Origin of the sequence: Streptomyces sp. NBC_00637 (assembly GCF_045161545.1) — a bacterium.
Taxonomy (GTDB): domain Bacteria; phylum Actinomycetota; class Actinomycetes; order Streptomycetales; family Streptomycetaceae; genus Streptomyces.
In genome coordinates, this window is the sequence record NZ_CP109046.1 from 589,313 (window position 1) to 612,061 (window position 22,749).

16 protein-coding genes and 2 pseudogenes are annotated in these 22,749 nt (G+C 71.5%); 9 read left to right on the forward strand and 9 right to left on the reverse strand.

Translation table 11 applies throughout. From position 1 onward, the window contains the following. The gene (locus OG440_RS02580) at positions 1-1,719 is read right to left on the reverse strand and encodes a GAF domain-containing protein (protein ID WP_406005172.1); all 1,719 of its coding nucleotides are present in this window, start codon (positions 1,717-1,719) and stop codon (positions 1-3) included. Between the two features lie 341 nt (positions 1,720-2,060). Between OG440_RS02580 and ppdK the strand changes: the two genes are divergently transcribed. From ppdK to OG440_RS02615, 7 genes and pseudogenes are all read left to right on the forward strand, one after another. Beyond that, positions 2,061-4,745 (forward strand): pyruvate, phosphate dikinase, encoded by a 2,685-nt coding sequence (gene ppdK, locus OG440_RS02585; protein ID WP_406005173.1) that lies wholly within the window; start codon positions 2,061-2,063, stop codon positions 4,743-4,745. A 15-nt stretch (positions 4,746-4,760) separates the two neighbouring features. Continuing rightward, positions 4,761-5,471: a CBS domain-containing protein gene (locus tag OG440_RS02590; protein ID WP_406005174.1), complete on the forward strand. Its 711-nt coding sequence runs from the start codon at positions 4,761-4,763 to the stop codon at positions 5,469-5,471. A gap of 106 nt (positions 5,472-5,577) precedes the next feature. Further along, entirely contained in the window at positions 5,578-8,280 is a 2,703-nt protein-coding gene (gene adhE / locus OG440_RS02595) for a bifunctional acetaldehyde-CoA/alcohol dehydrogenase (RefSeq protein WP_406005175.1), read from the forward strand. Between the two features lie 244 nt (positions 8,281-8,524). Next, positions 8,525-9,742, forward strand: a complete 1,218-nt coding sequence (locus OG440_RS02600) for a globin domain-containing protein (RefSeq protein ID WP_406005176.1) — start codon at positions 8,525-8,527, stop codon at positions 9,740-9,742. A 40-nt stretch (positions 9,743-9,782) separates the two neighbouring features. After that, positions 9,783-10,205, forward strand: coding sequence for a hypothetical protein (locus OG440_RS02605; protein ID WP_406005177.1), 423 nt, complete (start codon positions 9,783-9,785; stop codon positions 10,203-10,205). Between the two features lie 71 nt (positions 10,206-10,276). Next, positions 10,277-11,866 (forward strand): annotated as a pseudogene (locus tag OG440_RS02610) (oleate hydratase); the annotation flags it as partial. Between the two features lie 296 nt (positions 11,867-12,162). Continuing rightward, positions 12,163-12,627, forward strand: a complete 465-nt coding sequence (locus tag OG440_RS02615; RefSeq protein WP_406005178.1) for a pyridoxamine 5'-phosphate oxidase family protein — start codon at positions 12,163-12,165, stop codon at positions 12,625-12,627. Here the strand turns inward: OG440_RS02615 and OG440_RS02620 are convergent. From OG440_RS02620 to OG440_RS02635, 4 genes are all read right to left on the reverse strand, one after another. Continuing rightward, positions 12,617-13,465, reverse strand: coding sequence for a universal stress protein (locus tag OG440_RS02620; RefSeq protein WP_406005179.1), 849 nt, complete (start codon positions 13,463-13,465; stop codon positions 12,617-12,619). The two genes, OG440_RS02615 and OG440_RS02620, sit on opposite strands and share 11 nt — an antisense overlap. 161 nt (positions 13,466-13,626) lie before the next feature. Beyond that, the gene (locus OG440_RS02625; protein ID WP_406005180.1) at positions 13,627-14,067 is read right to left on the reverse strand and encodes a pyridoxamine 5'-phosphate oxidase family protein; all 441 of its coding nucleotides are present in this window, start codon (positions 14,065-14,067) and stop codon (positions 13,627-13,629) included. A 113-nt stretch (positions 14,068-14,180) separates the two neighbouring features. Further along, entirely contained in the window at positions 14,181-14,855 is a 675-nt protein-coding gene (locus OG440_RS02630) for a helix-turn-helix domain-containing protein (RefSeq protein WP_406005181.1), read from the reverse strand. Between the two features lie 18 nt (positions 14,856-14,873). After that, positions 14,874-15,944, reverse strand: a complete 1,071-nt coding sequence (locus OG440_RS02635; RefSeq protein ID WP_406011233.1) for a zinc-dependent alcohol dehydrogenase family protein — start codon at positions 15,942-15,944, stop codon at positions 14,874-14,876. Between the two features lie 219 nt (positions 15,945-16,163). Here OG440_RS02635 and OG440_RS02640 point away from each other — a divergent pair, with 219 nt between their 5' ends. Together OG440_RS02640 and OG440_RS02645 are read left to right on the forward strand one after the other, a co-directional pair. Beyond that, positions 16,164-16,568, forward strand: a complete 405-nt coding sequence (locus OG440_RS02640) for an STAS domain-containing protein (protein WP_406005182.1) — start codon at positions 16,164-16,166, stop codon at positions 16,566-16,568. 279 nt (positions 16,569-16,847) lie between these two features. Continuing rightward, entirely contained in the window at positions 16,848-17,429 is a 582-nt protein-coding gene (locus OG440_RS02645) for a hypothetical protein (RefSeq protein WP_406005183.1), read from the forward strand. A gap of 447 nt (positions 17,430-17,876) precedes the next feature. Here the strand turns inward: OG440_RS02645 and OG440_RS02650 are convergent, their stop codons facing one another. From OG440_RS02650 to gap, 4 genes and pseudogenes are all read right to left on the reverse strand, one after another. Next, positions 17,877-18,374: a flavodoxin domain-containing protein gene (locus tag OG440_RS02650; RefSeq protein WP_406005184.1), complete on the reverse strand. Its 498-nt coding sequence runs from the start codon at positions 18,372-18,374 to the stop codon at positions 17,877-17,879. Between the two features lie 27 nt (positions 18,375-18,401). Further along, positions 18,402-18,805, reverse strand: a pseudogene (locus OG440_RS02655) (CBS domain-containing protein). A gap of 13 nt (positions 18,806-18,818) precedes the next feature. Next, positions 18,819-21,566: a GNAT family N-acetyltransferase gene (locus tag OG440_RS02660; RefSeq protein ID WP_406005185.1), complete on the reverse strand. Its 2,748-nt coding sequence runs from the start codon at positions 21,564-21,566 to the stop codon at positions 18,819-18,821. Between the two features lie 156 nt (positions 21,567-21,722). Beyond that, on the reverse strand, positions 21,723-22,736 hold the full coding sequence (gap, locus tag OG440_RS02665; protein WP_406005186.1) for a type I glyceraldehyde-3-phosphate dehydrogenase: 1,014 nt from the start codon (positions 22,734-22,736) through the stop codon (positions 21,723-21,725). Between the last annotated feature and the right edge of the window lie 13 nt (positions 22,737-22,749).

Genomic DNA, 22,749 nt, shown 5'->3' on the forward strand with positions numbered 1-22,749 from the left:
CTACTCCTTCTGCGCCGGCACCCGCCATACCAGCGCGGTGCCGCCGCCCTTGGGCTCCGCCAGTTCCAGTCCGCCGCCCAGTTGCTCGGCGCGCTCCGCCATGTTGCGCAGCCCGCTGCGGCGGCCGTCGGCCGGGATGCCCACGCCGTTGTCCGTGACCGACAGACGGATCTCCCGTCCGTCCGTCGCCAGGAGCACGTCGGCGCGGTCCGCGTGGGCGTGCCGGGCGATGTTGGTCAGGGCCTCGGAGAGCACCGCCACCAGGTGATCGGCGATCTCCCTGGGCACGTCGGTGTCCAGCAGGCCTTCCATCCGGACGCTGGGGGCGAAGCCCAGCACCGGCGCCGCCTCGCCGACGATCCGCACGGCACGAGCGCGCAGACCGGCCTCCCTCGCGCCCTCGCGGGTACGCAGGCCGAAGATCGTCGACCGGATGATCTTGATCGTCTCGTCCAGGTCGTCGACCGCGCGCACCACGCGCTCCGCGGCTTCCTCGTGCTCGATGAAACGGCCGGCGCTCTGGAGCGTCATGCCGGTGGCGAAGAGCCGCTGGATGGCCAGGTCGTGCAGGTCACGAGCGATCCGGTCGCGATCCATGAGCACCGCGACCGCAGCCGCGTCCTGGCGGCGTTCAGCCAGCTCCATCGCGATGGCGGCCTGCGCGGCGAAGCTCTGCAGGGTCTCGGTCTCCGTCACCGTGAACCCCGGCCGACCGGCTTCGCGTGCCAGCAGCACGACGCCTCGCGCGCCCGCCTCGCCCGTGCCGATGGGCACGGCGACAGCGGGGCCGAGTCCGCCGAATCGCGGCGGTTCCAGCGAGATGCGCTCGTCGTGGGCGACGTCCTCGCTGGTGACCGGGGCCTCGCCGGCGAAGGCCAGCCCCATCAGGCTCCTGTCCATCGGCAGCACGAGCCCCCGGTGCGCCTCGGAGTCCACCCCGACGGCGATCTCCACGGCGAGTGACGCGGTGTCCTGCATGGGCAGCGCGACCGCCGCCAGGGCGGATCCGGTAATCTCGCCGGCCCGCTCGGCGATCATGGCGAGGACCTCGGCCGGCTCGTTCCCGGACATCAGGCTGTGGGTGATCTCGGCGTTCGCCCGCAGCCAGCGTTCCCGCAGCCGGGACTCCTCGTACAGACGCGCGTTGTCGATGGCGACGCCGGCCGCCACCGCCAGCGTGAGGGTGACCGAGACGTCCTCCTCGTCGAACTGGGCCCCGCCCCGCTTCTCGGTCAGGTACAGGTTGCCGAAGACCTGCTCGCGCACCCGGATCGGGACGCCGAGGAAGGTGCTCATCGGCGGGTGGTGCGCAGGGAAGCCGTACGAGGCCGGGTGGTCGGAGATCTTCGCCAGCCGCAGCGGCTCGGGGTGCCGGATCAGTTCCCCCAGGATTCCGTGGCCCTCCGGGTACGGGCCGATAGCGGCGATCTGCTCCTCGCTCACCCCGACCGTGTGGAAGGCCGAAAGGCGCTTGCCGTCCGGGCCGATCACGCCCAGCGCCGCGTACTCCGCGTCGACCAGTACCGCGGCCGCCTCCACGATGCGGTGCAGGGCCTGTTCCAAGTCCAGCTCTCGGCCGACCGACAGCACCGCCTCCAGAAGGCTGTGGACCCGGTCACGCGTGCCGCGAGCCGCGTCCAGACGCGCTTGCAGCTCCTCCAACAGCTCGTCCAGCCGCAACTGAGGCAGCCGTACGCGAGCCTCCTCGGGGCTTCCCACCGGTACTCCTCCAGGTCCCCTCGACACACGGACACCCACCGGCCCGGTCATGGCTCACGGTAGTGGTCGGCACGGGCGCGCGGTAGTAGATCCAGACGCCCGCCCGGCGCTCCGCTTCGGGGCCACTCCCGCCGGTCGGCGGGCCCGGTCCGGACCCGGGCCGCCGTCGCCCGGCTCTCGTGCCGCGCCGGTCCATCGGGGGCGCGGCCATGCCGGGGGGACGACATTGCCTGGGCCGACCGGCCCGGTGGAGGGGACCGACGGCACCTGCCGCCCTCGGTCCCGGCGGCCGGACGCTGGTGAGGTATCCAGCCAGCCGTCCGACCGAGGAGACCGGTGTCATGGCGCGTTACGTGTACGACTTCACGGAAGGCGGCCGTGAACTGGCCGAACTGCTCGGCGGCAAGGGCGCGAACCTGGCCGAGATGACCCGCCTGGGCCTGCCCGTCCCACCCGGCTTCACCGTGACCACCGAAGCCTGCCGGGCCTTCCTGGCCACCGGTGCCGAGCCGGACACCCTGGCCCGCGAGATCTCCGAGCACCTCGGCGCGCTGGAGCGGTCCGCGGGACGGCGGCTCGGTGAGCCCGACGACCCGCTGCTGCTGTCCGTCCGCTCCGGAGCCCGCTTCTCCATGCCCGGCATGATGGAGACGATCCTCGACATCGGTCTGAACGACGATTCCGTGCTCGGCCTGGCCAAGGTCTCCGGGAACGAACGCTTCGCCTGGGACTCCTATCGCCGCCTGGTGCAGATGTTCGGCAGCACGGTCATGGGTGTCGACGGCTCCCTGTTCGAGGACGCGATGACCGCGCTCAAGCGCTCCCGGGGGGCGAAGAACGACCTGGGGCTGAGCGCGGCGGATCTGGCCGGGCTGGTGCGCACGTACCAGGAGCTGATCCGGCGGGAGACCGGCGAGGACTTCCCCCGGTCCCCGGCGGAGCAGCTGCGCCGGGCGGTTCTCGCCGTCTTCGAGTCCTGGAACGGCGAGCGTGCGCGGCTGTACCGCCGCCGCGAGCACATCGCCGACGACCTGGGTACCGCGGTCAACGTGCAGACCATGGTCTTCGGCAATCTCGGGTCCGACTCGGGAAGCGGTGTCGCCTTCACCCGCGACCCGGCCACCGGGCGGCCCGGCCTGTACGGCGACTACCTGGCGAACGCGCAGGGCGAGGACGTCGTCGCCGGTATCCGCAACACCGTTCCGCTGACCGCGCTGAAGGACCTGGACCCGGTCTCGTACGGCCGGCTGCGCACGCACATGGAGGCTCTGGAGAGGCACTACCGGGATCTGTGCGACATCGAGTTCACCATCGAGCGGGGCCGGCTGTGGATGCTCCAGACCCGCGTGGGCAAGCGCACCGCGGAGGCCGCGTTCGCCATCGCGGCCGAACTCGTCGACGAGAAGCTGATCACCGCTGACGAGGGTCTGGCCCGGGTGGACGGGGACGGCCTCGCCCGGCTGATGTTCCCCCGGTTCGACACCTCCGCCGTCGGCGAGGCGCTCGCGCACGGACTGCCCGCCTCACCGGGCGCGGCCGTCGGCGCGGCGGTGTTCGACTCCGCCGAAGCAGTCCGCCGGGCGGGCGCGGGCGAAAAGGTCGTCCTGGTGCGTCAGGAGACCACCCCGGACGACCTGCCGGGCATGATCGCCGCGCAGGCCGTGCTCACCAGCCGCGGCGGGAAGACCAGCCACGCGGCCGTGGTCGCCCGGGGCATGGGCAGGGTGTGCGTGTGCGGTGCCGAGGAGATCACCGTCGACGCCGCCGGACGTCGCTTCACCGTGGGCGACACCGTCGTCGAGGAGGGGACGGTCGTGTCCGTCGACGGCTCGGAGGGAGCCGTGTATCTGGGCGCCGCGCCGCTCGTCGACTCCGCGGTGATGCGCTACTTCGAGCAGGGCGAACAGTCGGCCGGACTGGTCGAGGCCGTCGCCCGCGCGATGGAACGGGCCGACGGGGCCCGGCGGCTGGAGGTGCGGGCGAACGCCGACACCCCAGAGGACGCGGCTCGCGCCCGGCGGTTCGGCGCGCAGGGCGTCGGACTGTGCCGCACCGAGCACATGTTCCTCGGTGAGCGCCGCAAGCTGGTCGAGGCGATGATCCTGGCCCGTGACGAGGCCGAGCGCGAAAAGGCTCTGGACGCGCTGCTGCCGCTCCAGCGGCAGGACTTCGTCGGCATCCTGGAGGCGATGGACGGGCTGCCGGTCACGATCCGGCTCATCGACCCGCCCCTGCACGAGTTCCTCCCGGACCGCACCGACCTGGCCGTCCGCCTCGCCACCGCCCAGGCCCGGGGCGCGGCGCCCGACCCGCACGACACCGACCTGCTCGACGCCGTCAGCCGTATGCACGAGGAGAACCCGATGCTCGGGCTGCGCGGGGTGCGGCTGGGCCTGGTGGTCCCCGGACTGGTCGCCATGCAGGTGCGGGCGATCGCCGAGGCGGTCGCGGCACGGACGGAGGCCGGGGGCTCCCCCCGGGCGGAGATCATGGTGCCGCTGGTCGGCGCCGTCGAGGAACTGCGCATCGAACGCGAGGAGGTGGAACGCGTCCTCGCCGAGGTCTCCGAGGAGTCCGGCGTCCCCGTGCACTGCCCGGTCGGCACCATGATCGAGCTGCCCCGGGCCGCGCTCACGGCCGGCCGGATCGCCGAGGAGGCGGAGTTCTTCTCCTTCGGCACCAATGACCTCACCCAGACCACGTGGGGCTTCTCCCGGGACGACGTCGAGGCGGCGTTCTTCTCCGCCTATCTCGACAAGGGCATCTTCGCCACCTCCCCCTTCGAGACCCTCGACCGCGACGGGGTGGGCCGGCTGGTCCGCATCGCGGTCGACGAGGGCCGCGCCGCGCGACCCGGTCTGAAGATCGGCGTCTGCGGGGAGCACGGCGGGGATCCGGAGTCCGTCCACTTCTTCCACGCCGCCGAACTGGACTACGTCTCCTGCTCACCGTTCCGCGTCCCGGTCGCGCGTCTGGAAGCCGGACGAGCCGCGCTCCCCGGCGCGGGGACGAGCGACAGCAGGTGAAGGAAGGTGGCCGGCATGGCCCGCATCGTCGGTGAGGTGATGACGCACGACGTCGTCGAGGCCTACCGAGAGACCCCGTTCAAGGACGTCGTACGACTGCTGGACCAGCACCGCATCAGCGGGCTGCCCGTGGTGGACGACGACGACAAGGTGGTGGGAGTGATCTCCGGGACCGACCTGATCCGCCGGCAGGCCGCCCGGACGGCGGACGGCAGGACGCGGCTGGTCCGATTGCCCCCACTGAGCCGCAGCGCACGTCGCACCGCGGCCTTGGCCCGCGCCACCACCGCGCAGCAGTTGATGTCGACGCCTGCCGTCACCGTGCATCCGGAGCAGCGGATCGCGGAAGCAGCGCGGGTGATGGAGCGTCACGGCGTCGAACGCCTCCCCGTCGTGGACGAGGAGGACCGGCTGATCGGCATCGCCACCCGACGCGACCTGCTCCGCGTCTTCCTGCTGACGGACGACGAGATCCGCCGTGAGGTCGGCGAGGAGGTGACCCGCGCCCTCGGGCTGTCGGCAGACGGCGTGGTCGTCTCCGTCCGGGACGGCATGGTCACCCTGGAGGGGACCCTGCGGCACCACGGCGACATTCCACTCGCGCTCCGGTTGACCTACCGGGTGGACGGGGTGGTCGGCGTCGTCAACGGGCTGAACGTCCGCGGTGAATCGGGGCCGGTCAGTCCCTCGAAGGGACCATCGGGGCCTGGGGAAGAGCCCAGCTGAGGAGAGACGCTGCTGGTGGGAGCGGTACCGCGATCCCTCGCGTTGCCGCTTCCCTCCCTCGCCCCCGCCCCGCGGTGGCCCCTTCCGACGACGGAGGCTCGCTTCCATGACCCGCCACGACGAACCAGGTGCGGCCGCCGGCCTCGCCGCCGCACCGTCCGACATCGCCATCGCGGTGGACCAGCTGGTCGCGAACGGGCTCAAGGCACTCGCCGACTACGAGGCGCTCGATCAGGAACAGGTCGACCACATCGTGAAGAAGGCGTCGGTCGCCGCCCTCGACCAGCACACCGCCCTCGCCCGGCTCGCGGTCGAGGAAACCGGACGCGGTGTCTTCGAGGACAAGGCCGCGAAGAACATGTTCGCGTGCGAGTACGTCACGCACAGCATGGGACGGATGAAGACCGTCGGCGTCATCGCCCGCGACGACATCGACGACATGACCGAGGTCGCCGAGCCGGTCGGCGTCCTGTGCGCGGTCACACCGGTCACCAACCCGACGTCCACCACCGTCTTCAAGGCGCTCATGGCGCTGAAGACCCGCAACCCGGTCGTGTTCGCCTTCCACCCCTCCGCCCAGCGTTGCAGCGCCCAGGCCGCCCGCGTCGTGCGCGACGCAGCGGTCGCCGCCGGTGCTCCGGAGCACTGCGTGCAATGGATCGAGAGCCCGTCCGTCGAGGCGACCGGCACACTGATGCGGCACCCGGGTATCTCGCTGATCCTCGCCACCGGCGGCAACGCCATGGTCAAAGCCGCCTACTCGGCCGGCAAACCCGCTCTCGGCGTGGGCGCCGGCAACGTTCCCGCCTACGTCCACCGCAGCACCGATGTGCGCCGGGCCGTCAACGACCTGGTGCTGTCCAAGTCGTTCGACAACGGCATGATCTGCGCCTCCGAGCAGGCCGTCATTCTGGACAGGGAGATCTACGACGCGGTTCTCGCCGAATTCCGCACCCTGCACGCTCACCTGGCCACGGCCGAGGAGAAGGCGAAGCTGGAGACCTTCCTGTTCCCCGCGAGCCGGGCAAACGCCACGGGCACGGGCTGTGAGCCCAAGGTCAACTCGGCTGCTGTGGGGCAGAGCGCGGCCTGGATCGCCGAGCAGGCCGGGTTCTCCGTACCGCAGGACACGTCGCTCATCCTGGTCGAGACCGCCCGGGTCGGCCCGGACGAGCCGCTCACCCGCGAGAAGCTCTGCCCGGTCCTCGCCGTGCTCCGCGCCGACTCCGCGCGGCAGGGATTCGACCTGGCCGCCGACATGGTCGCCTTCCACGGGCAGGGGCACAGCGCCGTCATCCACACCGGAGACCTCTCGCTGGCTGAGGCGTACGGACGGCGCATCAAGGCGGTACGGATCATCGTCAACGCCCCTTCCTCGCAAGGCGCGATCGGCGGCATCTACAACAGCCTGCTGCCGTCGCTGACGCTGGGTTGCGGCTCGTGGGGCAGCACCTCGGTGTCCAACAACGTCTCCGCCGCCCAGCTGCTGAACGTCAAGCGGGTCTCGACGCGCCGTAACAACCTCCAATGGTTCAAGGTCCCGCCGAAGATCTACTTCGAGCCCCAGTCCATCCGCTACCTGACCTCGATGCCGGACGTCCACCGCGTCACCGTCGTCACCGACGCGACCATGACCCGCCTCGGCCTCGTCGACCGGGTCGAACGCGTGCTGCGGCGGCGCCACGAGCCCGTCACCATCCAGGTCATCGACAACGTGGAACCCGAGCCCAGCATCGACTCCGTCCGGCGCGGCGCCCGCCTCATGGGCGACTTCCGCCCGGACACGATCATCGCCCTCGGCGGCGGGTCCCCCATGGACGCGGCCAAGGTGATGTGGCTGCTCTACGAGCAGCAGGCGGAGGGCAAGGACATCGACTTCGCCGACATGCGGCACAAGTTCTCCGACATCCGAAAGCGCGCCTTCCGCTTCCCGACGCTGGGCAAGCTGGCCCGTCTGGTGTGCGTCCCGACCACCTCCGGCACCGGTGCCGAAGTGACGCCCTTCGCCGTCATCTCCGACCCCGCCACCGGCAAGAAGTATCCGCTGGCCGACTACGCGCTCACTCCCAGCGTGGCCATCGTCGACCCGCTGCTCACCACCGCACTGCCCCCGGCGCTGGCCGCCGACAGCGGCTTCGACGCCCTGACCCACGCCATCGAGGCGTACGTGTCCGTCTACGCCAACGACTTCACCGACGGCCTCGCCCTGCACGCGATCCGGCTGATCTTCGACAACATCGAGGCGGCGGTGAACGACCGCGCCGAACGGCCGCAGGCCCGGGAGAAGATGCACAACGCGGGCACCCTCGCGGGTATGGCCTTCGGAAACGCCTTCCTCGGCATCGTCCACGCCATGTCCCACACCCTCGGCGCGACCTTCCACATCGCGCACGGCCGCACGAACGCCGTACTGCTGCCGCACGTGATCCGCTACAACGGCACCGTCCCCACGAAGCTCACCGGCTGGCCCAAGTACGAGAGCTACCGCGCCCCGGAACGCTTCCAGGACATCGCCCGCTCTCTCGGTCTGCCCGCCGCCACCCCGGCCGAGGGTGTCGAGTCGCTCGCCTCGGCGGTGGAGCGGCTGCGCGAGGCCGTGGGCATCGAGCCGACGTTCAGGTCACTCGGCGTGGACGAGCACGTCTTCCTCCGCTCACTGCCCCAGCAGGCCCTCAACGCCTACGAGGACCAGTGCGCGCCGGCCAACCCGCGCATGCCCATGCTCGACGACATGCGGGAGCTCATGCGGGCCGCCTACTACGGGCGCGAGGCGAGCCGTCCGGACGCTGAGCCCGCCGAGCGGCCGTAGCCCGTGGCAGGGGGCCGAGGGGGCACAGCCCCGGCGCCGTCCGGCCCCCGTCGACGGGCCCCGGAGGGGCCGACCCGCCCCGGGTGACGGGGCCCTTCGGCCCCTCTTCGGCCCTCGGCCGCTCGACCGGGCCGATACACGGTCCGGTGACTGCTAGACAGAGGTCAGCCGCTCCGGAGCGACTCCGATGCGGCTCCCTTCCTCTTCCCCTTTCCTTCTTCATTCGCCCTTTCCGGGAGGTTCCATGCTGTCCGCGGAATCCGCCGCCCTCGTACGGGCCACCCTGCCCGCCGTGGCCGGAGCGCTCGACGAGATCACCACCCGCTTCTACGCCACGATGTTCCACGACCGGCCCGAGCTGCTCGACGGGATGTTCAACCGCGGCAACCAGGCCAGCGGCGCCCAGCGCCGGGCATTGGCGGCCTCGATCGCCGGATTCGCCGGCGCGCTGCTGGAGAACCCCGGCGCACGGCCCGACGCGCTGCTGTCCCGGATCGCGCACAAGCACGCGGCCGTCGGCGTCACCGACGACCAGTACACGATCGTCCACAAGTACCTGTTCGGCGCGATAGTCGAGGTACTCGGCGACGCGGTCACGCCGGAGGTGGCTGCCGCGTGGGACGAGGTCTACTGGCTGATGGCCGGTGCCCTGATCAGCCGGGAGGCCCTGCTCTACCAGGACGCCGGTGTCCAGCCCGGCGGGATCTGGCGGCCGTGGACGGTCGTCGAACGCCGCGCCGAGACACCCGACGTCGTGTCGTTCCTCCTCCGTCCGGCGGACGGCGAACCGGCTCCACGTGCGCGGGCCGGTCAGTACGTGAGCGTCCGCGTGCGTATGCCCGACGGGGTGCACCAGCTGCGTCAGTACAGCTTGTCCTCGGACCCCGGCGGCCGACTGCGGCGGATCACGGTGAAGCGGGTCACCGGGGACGCCGGGGAGCCCGCCGGCGAGGTCTCCACCCTGCTGCACGACCACGTCGGTGAGGGGGACGAACTGCTGCTGTCCGCGCCGTTCGGCGACGTTTTTCTCGACGATCCGATCGACGCGACCTCCCCGCTCGTGCTGGTCTCGGCGGGCATCGGCTGCACTCCCATGACCGGCATCCTGGCCCACCTCGCCGCCCTCGGATCGATCCGTCCGGTGCTGGTCCTGCACGCCGACCGCTCTCCCGCCGACCACGCCCTGCGCGCGGAGACCCGCGACCTCGTCGGGCAACTGCCGCGAGCGAGGGCCGACTTCTGGTACGAGCGCCCCGGACCGGAGGAACCCGACGCCCGCATCGGCCTGATGGACCTCAGCGGCACCGAACTCCCGGACGGGGCGACGGTGTTCCTCTGCGGCTCGCTCCCCTTCATGCGAGACGCACGCGGACAACTGCTGCGTGCCGGTGTCCCCGCCCGGCGCATCCGCTACGAGGTCTTCGGACCCGACCTGTGGCTGCCCGGCGGCACAGCAGCCTGAGCCGCGCCGAACCATGCGCCATCCACCGGGAGAACCAGATATGACCAGCGACAACGCCCAGGCGACACCCACGGTCTGGCTGCGCTCCGAGGGCGCCGTGGACCAGGAGACCCTGGCGTACGCCCGCGCGAAGATCGACGCCGTCGTGAGCGGTCCGGGCCTGCCCGCCGTCACCGGCCGGGTACGCCTCGCCCGAGCCGCCTCCCACCACGACAAGAGCCCCTGGTCGGCCACGGCCGACCTCTACGTCGGCGGCCGGCAGGTGGTCGTCCTCGCCGAGGAGGCGACGGGCACGGAAGCCGTGGACCGGCTCCAGGACCGGCTGCGCCGCCAGATCGACAAGGCCGCCCAGGCCGGGATCAGAGGCCGCCGGACGACGGCCCCGCCGTGGCGCGGCGGAGAGGGTCCGTCACAGACCGACGAGGGACCCGGCAGCGCAGGAGCGGATTTCCGCACGGCGTGAATCCCCGGAGGGAGCCGGGCCCGTCCCGGCTCCCCGAGTGACCGACGCCCCACGTTCCGGATCGAGCTGCGAGTACGAGGAGTTGTGCGATGGCGAAGGCATATCTGGTGGGCAGCGGAGTCGCGGCACTGTCCGCGGCCACGTTCCTGATCCGCGACGGCGGCTTCGAGGGTTGCGACATCCACCTCTTCGAAGAACAGCGGACCGTCGGCGGCAGCCTGCACGCGGGCGGCACGCCGGACGCCGGCTACACCATGCGCGGCGGCCGGATGTTCGAGGCCGAGTTCCGCTGCACCTACGACCTGCTCTCCGGCATCCCCACCCTCGACGACCCCACCGTCTCGGTGACCGAGGAGATCCGGGCCGGACACGAGGAATTCGCCTGGGACGACATCGCCCGGCTCGTCGAAGGGGACGGCAAGATCGTCGACACGACCTCGATGGGGTTCTCCGAGCGCGACCGGCTGGACCTGGTCCGCTGCCTGGCCTCCTCCGAGGGGCACCTGGACGGCAAGCGGATCACGGACTGTTTCGGCGAACACTTCTTCACCACCACCTTCTGGTTCATGTGGTGCACGACGTTCGCATTCCAGCCCTGGCACAGCGCGATCGAGTTCCGCCGCTATCTGAGGCGCTTCATCCACCTGTTCCCCGAGTTCGCCTCCATGTCGGGCATCCACCGCACCCGCTACAACCAGTACGACTCCATCGTGCGGCCGCTGACGACATGGCTGCGGGAGCGAGGCGTCACCGTCCACACCGACTGCCGCGTGAGCGACCTCGGGTTCGCCCCGGGCGTCCGGAGCGGCACGGTGGAGACCATCCACGTGAGCCGGAACGGCCTCACCGAGAAGATCGCCATCACTCCCGAGGACCTGGTCCTCGTCACCAACGGCTCCATGACCGACGCCTCTCGTCTCGGCTCGCACACCTCCGCACCGCCGCCTGTCCCGCAGCGCTCGGACGCCTGGCTGCTGTGGCACCGGCTGGCCCGTGGACGCGAGGAGTTCGGCAACCCGGGAGCCTTCGACAAACGTGTGAAGGAGTCACAGTGGGAGTCCTTCACGGTCACCACGAAGGACCCCGCATTCCTCGACGCGCTGGCCGAGTTCAGCGGCCGGCCGGTCGGCAGAGGTGGCCTGATGACCTTCACGGAGTCCAACTGGCTGCTCACGATCGTCGCCAACCGGCAGCCCGTCTATCGCGACCAGCCCGAGGGTGTCGGGGTCTGGTGGGGGTACGGTCTCTTCCCGGACCGGGCCGGCAACCACACGCCCAAGCCGATGAGGATGTGCACCGGCCGCGAGATCCTCGAAGAGGTCCTGCACCATCTGCCGTTCGACGAGCGGACAGCGGCCCGGATCCGGGAGACCTCCACCGTGGTGCCCTGCCTGATGCCGTACATCACCAGCCAGTTCCTGGCTCGCCGCCGCGGCGACCGGCCCGAGGTCGTCCCGAAGGGATCGGTCAACCTCGCCTTCATCGGACAGTTCACCGAGGTGCCCGACGATGTCGTCTTCACCGTCGAGTACTCCGTACGGACCGCCTGGACGGCGGTGGCGCGGCTCCTGAGGCTGGAGAAGCAGCCGCCGGAGGTCTACAAGGGCCGCCACGATCCCCACGTCCTGGCGGCCGCTCTGGAGACCATGCACCGCCGATAGTCCTCATGGGGTCGGGACGTCCGGCCCCATGGCCGGGGACGATCGGCACTCACGGCAACGGTGTGGTTCGAGGGACAGTGGAGGCAGGAGCGGCACCGATCCCCCGCGGTGTCGCTCCGCCCACGTCGCCAGGCGAGCGTCCCGGCCCGGTAGGGACCACCGGCCGCCGACCGGGGCCGAACGGCCCTGGCGCGAGAGACTCCGGCACGGTTCGAATGGCCTGGTCAGGCCCGCGCGTCGCGGCTGGAGACGAAGACCGAAGACCTGTGAGTGACCCAACGAGACGGAATGCTGCCATGTCCGGTGACGACGCCCCATCGAACCCCTCGGGAGCGCACACGAGCGTCGAGCTGGACGGCGTGGAGGCGCTGCGACTCCTGGGCAGTGTGTCCCTGGGACGAATCGTCTTCACCCGGCACGCGCTGCCGACCGTCCGCCCGGTCAATCACGTCCTGGTCGACGGCGATCTCGTCATCCGCACCCATGGTGACGCCGCGCTGACCCGGTACACCCGGCAGACCGGGGGTGAGGGGGCCGTCGTCGCCTACGAGGCCGACGACATCGACCCCGACACCCACCTCGGCTGGAGCGTGGTCGTCACGGGCTATGCGCGGCTGGTCACCGACCCGCAGGAACTCGCCCGCTACCGGGCGTTGTTGCGTCCCTGGGCCGCGCAGAGGATGGATCACGCCGTCCGCATCCACCCCGATCTGGTCACCGGGGTCCGCCTGACCGCCCACGATCCGTCCACTACGGCGTGACCGACGGCCGTTCGCGCGGCACGAGGACCACGGGGCAGTGCGCACGGTGCAGCAGTGTGTGCGTGACCGGGCCCAGACGTGGTCCCAGCACGCTTGTCCGGCGGTGCGCGCCGATGACGACCAGGGCGGCTTCCCGTGTCGCCTCCAGCAGCAGGCGGGCGGGAGCGGTGCGGACCGTTCCGGTCTCCACCACGACATCCGGGTACTGGTCCTCGATGCGGGTGAGCGCGTAGCGCGGTACGGCGTCCTCCGCCCGCGCGTCGCGAGCCAAGCGTTCCTGGCCCACGCTGCGTGCCGGCACCAGGGAGGGAGGTTCGGGGGTGATGTACCGATGGTTCCACGAGTGCAGGACCCGCAGTCTCACCCCGCGCCGGTCGGCCTCCTGGAACGCGAAGGCCGCCGCCTGTCCGTCCCGGTCGTCCTCCAGGCCGAGCAGCACATGACGCCCGTCGTCACAGGGGTGGTCTCCCCGTACGACCAGGAGCGGGCCCTGGGCGAGCGCGGCCAGCTTGAGACCGACCGAGCCGAACGCCGAGCCCGTCAGCGCACCGAAGCCGCGTGTCCCCACGACAGTCAGGTCCGCTTCCGCGCTCTCGCGGGCCAGGGCGTGCACCGCGCCGCCTTCCACGGCGACGGTCGCCACCGGCAGATCCGGATACCGCCGGCGCAGACGCGCCGCGGAGGATCCCAGGACCGGTGCGGCCTCGTCCCGGTCCCGAACCGCGTACACCACGCGCAGCACGGCACCGCGGCGTGCGGCCTCTGCCGCGGCCCAGTCCAGCGCCCGGACGGAAACCAAGGAGCCGTCCACTCCGACGACTACGCGATGGAGGGTCATCGCCGTGCCTCCCCTTCTGTGAGCGATCGTCCGATGGAGGCGCCGCCCGTCGGGGCGCCGGCCTCCTCTGACGATGCTCGTCCCGTGGCGAGGCCTCGGACAGGAGCCGAGAGGGATCCCGGACACGCCGAACGGCCCCTTCCCCAGGGGCCGTTCGGGTCTCAGGTCGTGAACGGCACGCTGTACAGACTTCGCCCGCCTACGAGTTCGCGCCCGGTGACCAACTCCGCATCGATGCGCACGAAGACCTCTTGTGGCGCCGGGGCCCAGGAGAGCGGGCCGGCCAGCAGGAGTCGCGCGTGCTCTGCGGGGTCGGTCACCACGGTGGCCGCGCCGGTCACCACCACGCTCCAGCCGGCGTGGGCGGCGGCGTCGACCCGGTCGGCCTCGAACGCGACCACCGCCCCGTCGATCGCGCTCGCCATGCGCGAGAAAGCCGAGGTACGCAGCAGCACCGCGCCGTCGCGGTCCAGGCAGAAGTTGACCGGCAGGACGGCGGGCAACGCCTTCCGCGTGAACACCACGCGCCCCACCGGCACCTTGGCCAGCAAGCGCAGACACTCCTGCCGGTCGAGCTCACGGAATCCGTCGTTGGCATACATCGGCCTTCTCGTCTCTCACCTGGCAAACCGGTGTTTCGCTGATCCATCCTCAAGCGGTGACGAACCTGCGGCCAGGGACCATCGGTCCCTAGCCGTCCGGAGAAGGACCCGCTTCAGACCGCGATCCGGCGTCCCGTCACCGCATAGGGCTCGATGCGCACCCACAGATCGCGTCGACCGCCGGCCCAGGGCCTGCTGCGGGCCTGCTGCGCAAGCCGTTGAGCCTCGGCCACGTCCGTCACCAGGCGCGCGTGACCCCGCACCAGCACGCTCCAGCCCTGGCTGAACGCGTCGTCGATGCGGTCGACTTCGAAGGCCACCGGAGTGCCCGGTGCCAGCGACGGCGTCGCGCCCCGAGCGGTCCGGAAGACGATCGTGCCGTCGATGACGGTGTAATTGACCGGGACGATCAACGGCCCGTGCGTCGTGGACACCGCCAGCCTTCCCACGCCGTGCGTCGAGAGCAGGTCGCCGCACTCGGTCCTGCTCAGCTGCGTGAACCGGGGCGCGTACCCGGCCTGTCCGGGGCCGGGAGGCAGATCCGCGTCTCCTCCCTTGAGCGCCGAAACGGTCGTCCGGAGCGCTTCGGCCAGCTTGAGCAGAACACCCTGGTTCGGCGCGGCGTCGGCATACTGCTCCAGGTATGCCAGATAGGTGGGCGCCATCTCCGCGCGCGCGGCCGTCTCATCTCGCGTCAGCCCGAGCCGGACACGGCGTGCCGTGATCCGGCGGCCCAGGTCACCCGCGTGCAGGCGTTGTGTGACGTCCCCCTGTGATGGTCCGGACATGAACCCCGCCTCCTCTCCTCAAGCCGCCGGGACGGCGACCTCGTCGTGCGGATGTCCGCCGAGCACCACCTTGAGGGCGCCGGTGTCGGCGGCCCGGGCGAAGACGTCGTAGGCCTCCTCCATGCCGTCCAGCGGGAAGGTGTGGGTGACCAGCTGTGCGGTGGGCAGTCGGCCGGCCGCCGCCATCCGCAGCAGGGTGGGCGTGGAATGCGTGTCCACCAGGCCCGTGGTGATGGTGATGTTCTTGATCCACAGGTCTTCCAGGTGCAGCGTCGCGGGCCTGCCGTGAACGCCGACGTTGGCCACGTGGCCGCCGGGGCGCACCATGCGGGTGCACAGCTCGAAGCTCTCCGGCACGCCGACGGCCTCGATGACCACATCTGCGCCGAGCCCGTCCGTGAGATCGGCGACCAGTTGCCCGGGATCCTCACGGGCGTCCGCCACGGCATCGGCTCCGAGCTGCCGGGCGGCCTCCAGGCGTGAAGCGGCCAAGTCGACCGCGACGATCCGCTCGGGGGCGAACAGACGGGCCGTGGCGATCGCGGCGAGGCCGATCGGGCCGGCTCCGACGACGACCACGGTGTCGCCGGGGCGCACGTGTCCATTGAGGACGCCCACCTCGTAGGAGGTCGGGAAGATGTCCGCCAGCAGGACGGCGTCCTTGCTCTCCAACGCAGCGGGCAACGCGTGCACGGACAGGTCGGCATGGGGAACACGGACGTACTCGGCCTGGGTCCCGTCGATCAGATGGCCGAGGATCCAGCCCCCGCCGCCGCGGCACTGGCCGTAGGCGGCCTCGCGGCAGTAGCGGCAGCGGCCGCAGGCGCTGATGCAGGAGACGAGCACGCGGTCGCCGGGACGGACGGTCCGCACGTCGCTGCCGACCTCCACGATCTCACCGACGGCCTCGTGACCCAGGATGGTACCCGGGCGCACCTCGGGTACGTCGCCCTTGAGGATGTGCAGGTCCGTGCCACAGATGGTGACAGCGCCGACCCGCACGACGGCGTCGGTGGGCTCCTTGACGGCAGGGTCCGGTACGTCCTCCCAGGCAGACTGCCCGGGACCGTGGAAGACGAAGCCTTTCATGATGATCATCACCGCTCTTCGCTCGAGTCCGGAGGTTCCCTGTCAACCAGCTTGTCCTGTATTCACCTGATCCGCTTGGGCCTTCCGGCCCAGCCCTCGGGCTGGACGGGTCCTTGCGGCCCTGAGCCGGCGGAGAGGACACGCAGGTCCTGTCGGCCCCGCCCGCAAGGGACCGAACCGCCCTTCCCCGCCCCCCGTCGGCCCCGCTTTCCTGTCCCTATGGCCGAGAACCACACGAGGTCCATGCCGTACCGCACGCATCACGGCGTCGGCGGCACGATCATCGTGACTCTGCAGGGCGAGATCGACGTGGTGGCCGCACCTGCGCTGGCAGCGCACCTGGACACAGTGACCGCCGGCCGGCGCCCCGATCTGGTGCTCGACCCGCGTCCGGTGTCCTTCATCGACTGCGCCGGGCTCGGCGTGCCGTGCCGGGCACGCAACCGGGCACGCGCCGGTCAAGGCCGACTTCGGCCGGTCACCGTCAGTACTCGCTTTCTGCGCCTTCTGCGCTGCACCGGGCCGGCCGGTGTCTTCGACATCCGTTCGCGGTGGCCCGACCGCCCGGCCGACCCGTCGGTCGCAGCCCCGCCTTCGCGGAGGCCGGCTGAGTCAGCGCGGTGACGTGAGTCCTGGCCGGGTGATCTGTCGCAGGACCTGACTCGCTGCACGTCGAGGGGTGGCTACGAGCATGAGCGCCCGGCCCCTGCGTCGGCAGAGGTCGACCGACCTGCACAGAGGTCCGGGCGGACCATGTGCGCTCCGGGCTGAACGGCCCCCGCGGAGCGCCGAAGTCGGTGCCGAGCGGCCCCGTGACGACACCTGGCCGGCCCATGTCGAGGCGGCGCCGCAGCTGTCACGTTTCCATCTGTCATCAGGACCACGACGAGGAGGTGCGGACCGATGCGAAGAAGCACATACGCGAAGAAGCGGCTGTGGCGGTGGCGGAACAACCCGCTGCGGCGGCGCGGCGACATCCTCGAGGCCTGGATCGTGCTCGTCATGTGGACGGTCGTCACCGTGGGCGGCACCGTTACCGGCCTCGTGACAGCCCACTCCGCGAGCGACGTGTTCGCACAGCAACGAGCCGAGCGCCGGTCCGTCCGGGCCGTCCTGCTGAACGACGTCCCGCTCGGCGCCACCGCGGTCGGCGGCACCACCGATCGCCGGACGGCGTCGGTGCGCTGGACGACTCCCGACGGCTCCACCCGCACGGGCCGGACCCTGGTGGAGACGGGCCGCAGAGCCGGCTCCCAGGTGACGGTCTGGCAGGACGGGCAGGGCCGGCTCACCCCCGCGCCCACGGGGTCCACGGAGGCGTCAATCGAATCGGGCTTCCTGGGCACCGGTGCCGCAGCCGCGCTGGCCGGCTTGGTGATCGGCGTCGGAGCGATCGCCCGCTGGCGGCTCGACCAGCGCCGCATCGAGGGATGGAACCGGGAATGGGACCTGGTGGGACCGCTGTGGAGTCACAAGACCGGCTGATCGCGCCGCTGACTGCGAGCTCCGGGCCGCACGCGCGGCCCGGAGCTCCTTGCATCTCCCCTGCGCGAACGGCCCCGGACTCTCAGGGGCCCGGGCCGTTCGGCCCCTGCCCGACAGCGAGGAGACGCGCGACACTCTGGACCGCGGGCATACGTGCGCCGCTGCGCCGAAGGGGCGGACTCCGATGGAACAAGTGTTTCTTGCCTGCACCGACCCGTCGGCACGCAGCCGTTCGGCGATCGACCGGGCCGCACGGGAGGCGCGGCTGCACGGCTTGCCGCTGCGTGTGGTCCTCGGCATCCCGAAGGAGCCGGGCCAGGCGACCTGCGCGAGGCCGCGTGCGCCGTCGCCGTGGTACCGACGGGCGCGGCGCCACGGTGACGCGCCCCGACGCCCGGCGCGGGCCGGGTGCCAGGGTCCGTCACCGAGAGCTGGACACCACGCTCTCTAGGTGTGCGTCAGGGTTTCGGCAACGCCTTCGGCCCACCTCTCGATCGCTCCGAAGTCCCGGAAGTCGCCGCCCTTGCCGGAGCGGAGAATCATCCCGGCCACTCGTCCCTTGGCACCCGCTTCCAGGCACCCGCCGAAGGTGACATGGTCCCGGACGTCCAGGCGGTTCATGGCCCGCTTCACGCCGCGCACCGGCGGGATGTTCCGCTCGGAGGCGGAGGCGTCGAGCGGTCCGCTGCTGAAGAACCACACCGGGCGCTCCGCGAGTTCGGCGCGGAGCCGGCGGACAAGCCGCCGCACGTCCTTGTGCCAGCGTCCCGCGTAGAGCCCGCCGCCGACCACCACGGCGTCGTACGACGCCACGCGCGTCACGGACCGGGCCGGCAGCAGGTCGACGTTCAGGCCGTCCTTGCGCAGCACGTCCGCGACGGCTTCGGCGATCCCCGCCGTCGCTCCGTTCGTCGTTCCGTAGGTGACCAACACACTGTCGGTCATGACGGTTCGCCTCCTTGTTCTGTGGGCTCACAGCCGACGCAGCCGGTCGTCGGCCACGCCGTGCAGGGCTTGTTCCTCGACACGGACGCGTCGAGGCGGTAGGTGAGCTGGTCGACCACGTCCACCACACCGTCGATGCGGCGCGTCATGGACAGGGCGATCTGGGTCTCGCTCTTGCGTTCCAGATGTCCGGCCGGCGTGACGACGCCCTCCGTGACGGAGACCTCGACGCTGCGCGGCGGCAGCCACAGGGCATGCACCAGGACTTCGTCGATCACCTCGACTCCGATGACCTTGTCGTCCTCGTCGACCACCGGCAGCCCGCTGATCCGGTGAGCGGCAAGCAGGCGGGCCACCTCCTTGAACGACGTGCCGTACTCGGCGCGGACGACGTCCGCGGTCATCACGGAGCCGACCTTGCTGTGCCTCATGGCCGATTCCTCCTCAGCGCAGCCTGCGCGGATACGGGTCCTGGGGGTGGCGCGGCAGCAGCCGCACCCGCGCGTCGAGCACGGTGACGCCGCCCGGTGCCGCCAGGACGGGGTTGAAGTCGGCCTCGGCGAGTTGCGGGAGGTCCGCAGCCATCCGGGACAGCCGCAGGAGCAGGTGTTCCAGGGCTTCGAGGTCGACGGGGGTGTTTCCGTCCGCACCCAGCAGCAGCGGGGCGCACCGCGTCGTGGTGATCAGGTCGTGCACGTCGCGGTCGGTGAGCGGGGCGAGGCGGGCCGCGTGATCGGCCAGTACCTCGGTCGCCGTGCCGCCGAGCCCGAACAGCACGAGCGGGCCGAAGACCTCGTCCTGCACGACGCCGGCCAGCAGCTCGGTGCCGCGTGGTGCGAGGGGCTGGAGAACCACACCGGTCATGAGGCCCGCGAAGCGGGTCTTCAGATCCCGGAAGGCGGTCCGCACCTGGGCGTCGCCACGAAGGTCGAGGCGGACGGCCTCGTGCCGGGTCTTGTGCACGAGCCCGGGCCAGTGTGCCTTCATGACCACACGGCCGCCGAAGCCACGCAGCCGGTCGGCGGCGGCGACGGCCTCGTCCTCGGTCTCCGCCCAGGTCCACGGGATCTGCCGGACTCCGTAGCAGGACAGCAGCTCGGCGCAGGTGTGTGGGTCGAGCCAGCCTCCGTCGGGGTGTTCCGCGAGGTGGTCCGCCACGAACGTACGGGCCCGGCCGGTCTCGATGTCGTCGAGGTCGGGGACGACGCCGGCGGGGCGGGCGAGCCAGGCGGTCCGGTGGGCGGCGTGCGCCAGCGCGCGGGCCGCCGCCTGCGGTTCGGCGTAGGACGGGATCGCGCCGCCCCCGGCGGCGGGCAGCAGCCGGACCGGCACATCCTGCTCCAGGCGTACGGCGAGCACGGGTCGTGCCCGTCGGCCGGGAGCGGTGGTGACGGCCCGCACCAGGTCGTCGCCGGTGGCAGCGGCGACGGCGGTGGGCACGAGGGCCACGATGACGGCGTCGATGCCGGAGCACCGGCTCAGGCGGTCGACGCACTCCGTGAGCTGGTCCTCCGAAACGGCGGCGGTGGCGTCGACCGGGCTGCCGACGGCGGCACCGTCCGGGAGCACGGCGAGCAGTTCGTCGGCCATGGCGGGCGTGAACGGGGGCAGGGCGAGTCCCGCCTCCGCGCAGGCATCGGCGGCCAGCACCCCGGCGCCTCCCGCGTTGGTGACGATCGCGACGCGGCTGCCTTCCGGCAGCGGCTGGGAGTGGAACAGGGCCGCCGTTTCGAGGAGTTCGCCGACCGAGCGGGTCGCGGTGATGCCGGCCTGGGTGAACAGCGCGCCGCGGGTCATGGTGCGGGTGGCTGCGGCCGCGGTGTGCGAGGCGGCGGCCTTGCGCCCCGCGTCGGTACGGCCGGCGTCGACGGTCAGCACCGGGATGCGACGCGTGACGCGCCGGGCGGTACGGGAGAAGGCACGCGGATTGCCGAAGGATTCCAGGTGCAGCAGGGCAAGACCGGTGCGGTGGTCGCTCTCCCACCACTGGAGCATGTCGTTGCCGCTGACGTCGTACTTGTCCCCGAGGGAGACGAAGGAGGAGACGCCGATGCCCAGCCGGGACAGTCCGTCGAGCAGCGCGATGCCGACGCCGCCGGACTGCACGGCGACACCGGCGGTTCCGGGGCGGGGGTGCTCGGCGGCGAAGGTCGCGTCGAGCCTCAGCTCCGGGTCGGTGTTGGAGACGCCGAGGCAGTTGGGTCCGACGAGCCGCATGCCGTAGGTGCGGCAGGCCGCCAGCAGCGCCTCGGTCCGGGTGTGGTCGAGTCCGGCGGTGACGACGACGAGCGCGCGTACTCCGGCCCGGCCGCACTCGTCGGCGACTGCCGGGACCGCCGCGGCGGGTACCGCGACGATCACAAGGTCGGGGGTCCTGGGGAGGGCCGCGACGGAGGGGTGGGACGGCACGCCGAGGATCGACGTGACACTCGGGTTGACGGCGTACAGCCGTCGCGTGAAGCCGCCCGTGTGCAGGTGGTGGAGGATGGCCCGGCCGACCGAGCCGGGCGTGCGTCCCGCTCCGACCACGGCGACGGCGTCCGGGCGCAGCAGGGGCACGAGGCTGGCCACGTCGGCGGCGCGGCCCCGGGCCTCGACGGCCGACAGGTAGGTGTCGTCCTGGTCCAGATGAACCGTGCAGCGCACCTCCGGTCCCTCGAAGTGACGGGAGGTACGCAGGCCCAGGTCGGCGAAGAGGCGGAGCACCTCGTGGTTCTCGCTGAGCGAAACGAGATGGGGGTCCCCCCGGCCGAAGGCTGGGGGAGCGTCGGCCGTGAAGGCGGTGATGTCCTCCGCTCGCGCCGCCGAGACCAGGTGTTCGACGAGCAACGTGCCGATGCCCCGGTGGTGCAGGCCGTCGGCGACGGCGATGGAGATCTGCGCCGTCTGCTTCTGCGCGCCGTCCGTCCCGCCGCCGGTGTCGTACTCGGCCAGGCCGATCACCCGGCCGTCCACCTCCGCCAGCAGGGCCCAGTAGCCCGGGCGGGCCGGGGCGCAGGCCCGGTCGGCGGCCGTGTCGGCCGAGCGCCGGCTCGCCGCGAAGAACCGCAGGCGGAGATTCTCCGGCGACATCTCCTCGTAGAGCCCTCGCAGCCGGCCGTGGTCGCTCGGCCGCACCGGACGTATGCACACGGTGGTGCCGTCCGCGAGCAGGGCATGGGCCGAGGGGCGGCTGAGCACGTCGTCCGTCATCGCAGGTCTCTCCTCCGTGGATGTCGTCACTTCGATCGTCCTGCGGAGCGGGCGGCGATCCCATGGGCTGTACGGGGGCGGGTCGGGGCCGGTCGGCCCTCCCGTTGCGGCCGACCGGCCCGCCCCCCCCCGGCACAGGGACCTTGTGCGTCCGGGTCAGTCGTCCGCGACGAGGGCCGTCAGGTCCAGGAGACGGTTGGTGTAGCCCCACTCGTTGTCGTACCAGCCGAAAACCTTGGCCAGAGTGCCGTTGGCCTGGGTCAGGGCGGGGTCGAAGACGCAGGACGAGGGGTCCCCGATCACGTCACGCGAGACGATCGGAGCCTTGGAGACACGCAGGATGCCGTTCAGCGGACCGTCCGCGGCGGCCTCGAACGCGGCGTTGATATCGTCCGCGCTCGCCTCGCGGGTGAGAACGAGGGCGAGATCGGTGAGCGAGCCGTCCTCCACGGGTACCCGGACGGCGATCCCGTCCAGGGCGCCGGCCAGCTCCGGTAGCACCAGACCCACGGCACGGGCCGCTCCGGTGCTGGTGGGGATGATGCTGAGGGCGGCGGAGCGGGCCCGGCGCAGGTCCTTGTGCGGGCTGTCGAGCAGGGACTGGTCGTTGGTGTAGCCGTGGATGGTGGTCATGACACCGCGCTCGATACCGAAGGCCTCGTCGAGCACCTTGACCATGGGGGCGACGCAGTTGGTGGTGCAGGAGGCAGCGGACACGATCCGGTCGCGGTGCCGGTCGTAGGTCTGGTCGTTGACGCCCATCACGATGGTGGCATCCACGCCCTTGCCGGGCGCCGACAGCAGCACGGTGTGGGCCCCGCCCTTGAGGTGCAGCGCCGCGGCGTCGCGGTCCCGGAAGCGGCCGGTGGACTCGACGACGATGTCGGCGCCGTAGTCGGACCAGCGCAGGGCGGCCGGGTCGCGTTCGGCGGTGACGGCTATGCGCCGCCCGTCGATCGTGAGGGAGCTGTCGTCGTGCCGGACGTCGCGCCCGATGCGCCCGAACGTCGAGTCGTACTCCAGCAGGTGGGCCAGGGTGGCGGGTGCGGTGATGTCGTTGACGGCGACGACCTCGACGTCCTGGGTGCCCGCTTCGGCACGGTCCAGGGCTGCGCGCAGATAGGTGCGGCCGATCCGGCCGAAGCCGTTGATGCCGACGCGTACGGTCATGGCGGTGAGTTCC

What these genes read in the sequence shown, in the direction of transcription:
- OG440_RS02640 (WP_406005182.1), top strand. Translation starts at nt 16,164, where the DNA reads ATGGCCGAGAACCACACGAGGTCCATGCCGTACCGCACGCATCACGGC.
- adhE (WP_406005175.1), top strand. Translation starts at nt 5,578, where the DNA reads ATGACCCGCCACGACGAACCAGGTGCGGCCGCCGGCCTCGCCGCCGCA.
- OG440_RS02645 (WP_406005183.1), top strand. Translation starts at nt 16,848, where the DNA reads ATGCGAAGAAGCACATACGCGAAGAAGCGGCTGTGGCGGTGGCGGAAC.
- OG440_RS02615 (WP_406005178.1), top strand. Translation starts at nt 12,163, where the DNA reads ATGTCCGGTGACGACGCCCCATCGAACCCCTCGGGAGCGCACACGAGC.
- OG440_RS02650 (WP_406005184.1), bottom strand. Translation starts at nt 18,374, where the DNA reads ATGACCGACAGTGTGTTGGTCACCTACGGAACGACGAACGGAGCGACG.
- OG440_RS02605 (WP_406005177.1), top strand. Translation starts at nt 9,783, where the DNA reads ATGACCAGCGACAACGCCCAGGCGACACCCACGGTCTGGCTGCGCTCC.
- OG440_RS02590 (WP_406005174.1), top strand. Translation starts at nt 4,761, where the DNA reads ATGGCCCGCATCGTCGGTGAGGTGATGACGCACGACGTCGTCGAGGCC.
- ppdK (WP_406005173.1), top strand. Translation starts at nt 2,061, where the DNA reads ATGGCGCGTTACGTGTACGACTTCACGGAAGGCGGCCGTGAACTGGCC.
- OG440_RS02600 (WP_406005176.1), top strand. Translation starts at nt 8,525, where the DNA reads ATGCTGTCCGCGGAATCCGCCGCCCTCGTACGGGCCACCCTGCCCGCC.
- OG440_RS02630 (WP_406005181.1), bottom strand. Translation starts at nt 14,855, where the DNA reads ATGTCCGGACCATCACAGGGGGACGTCACACAACGCCTGCACGCGGGT.
- OG440_RS02625 (WP_406005180.1), bottom strand. Translation starts at nt 14,067, where the DNA reads ATGTATGCCAACGACGGATTCCGTGAGCTCGACCGGCAGGAGTGTCTG.
- gap (WP_406005186.1), bottom strand. Translation starts at nt 22,736, where the DNA reads ATGACCGTACGCGTCGGCATCAACGGCTTCGGCCGGATCGGCCGCACC.
- OG440_RS02660 (WP_406005185.1), bottom strand. Translation starts at nt 21,566, where the DNA reads ATGACGGACGACGTGCTCAGCCGCCCCTCGGCCCATGCCCTGCTCGCG.
- OG440_RS02620 (WP_406005179.1), bottom strand. Translation starts at nt 13,465, where the DNA reads ATGACCCTCCATCGCGTAGTCGTCGGAGTGGACGGCTCCTTGGTTTCC.
- OG440_RS02635 (WP_406011233.1), bottom strand. Translation starts at nt 15,944, where the DNA reads ATGAAAGGCTTCGTCTTCCACGGTCCCGGGCAGTCTGCCTGGGAGGAC.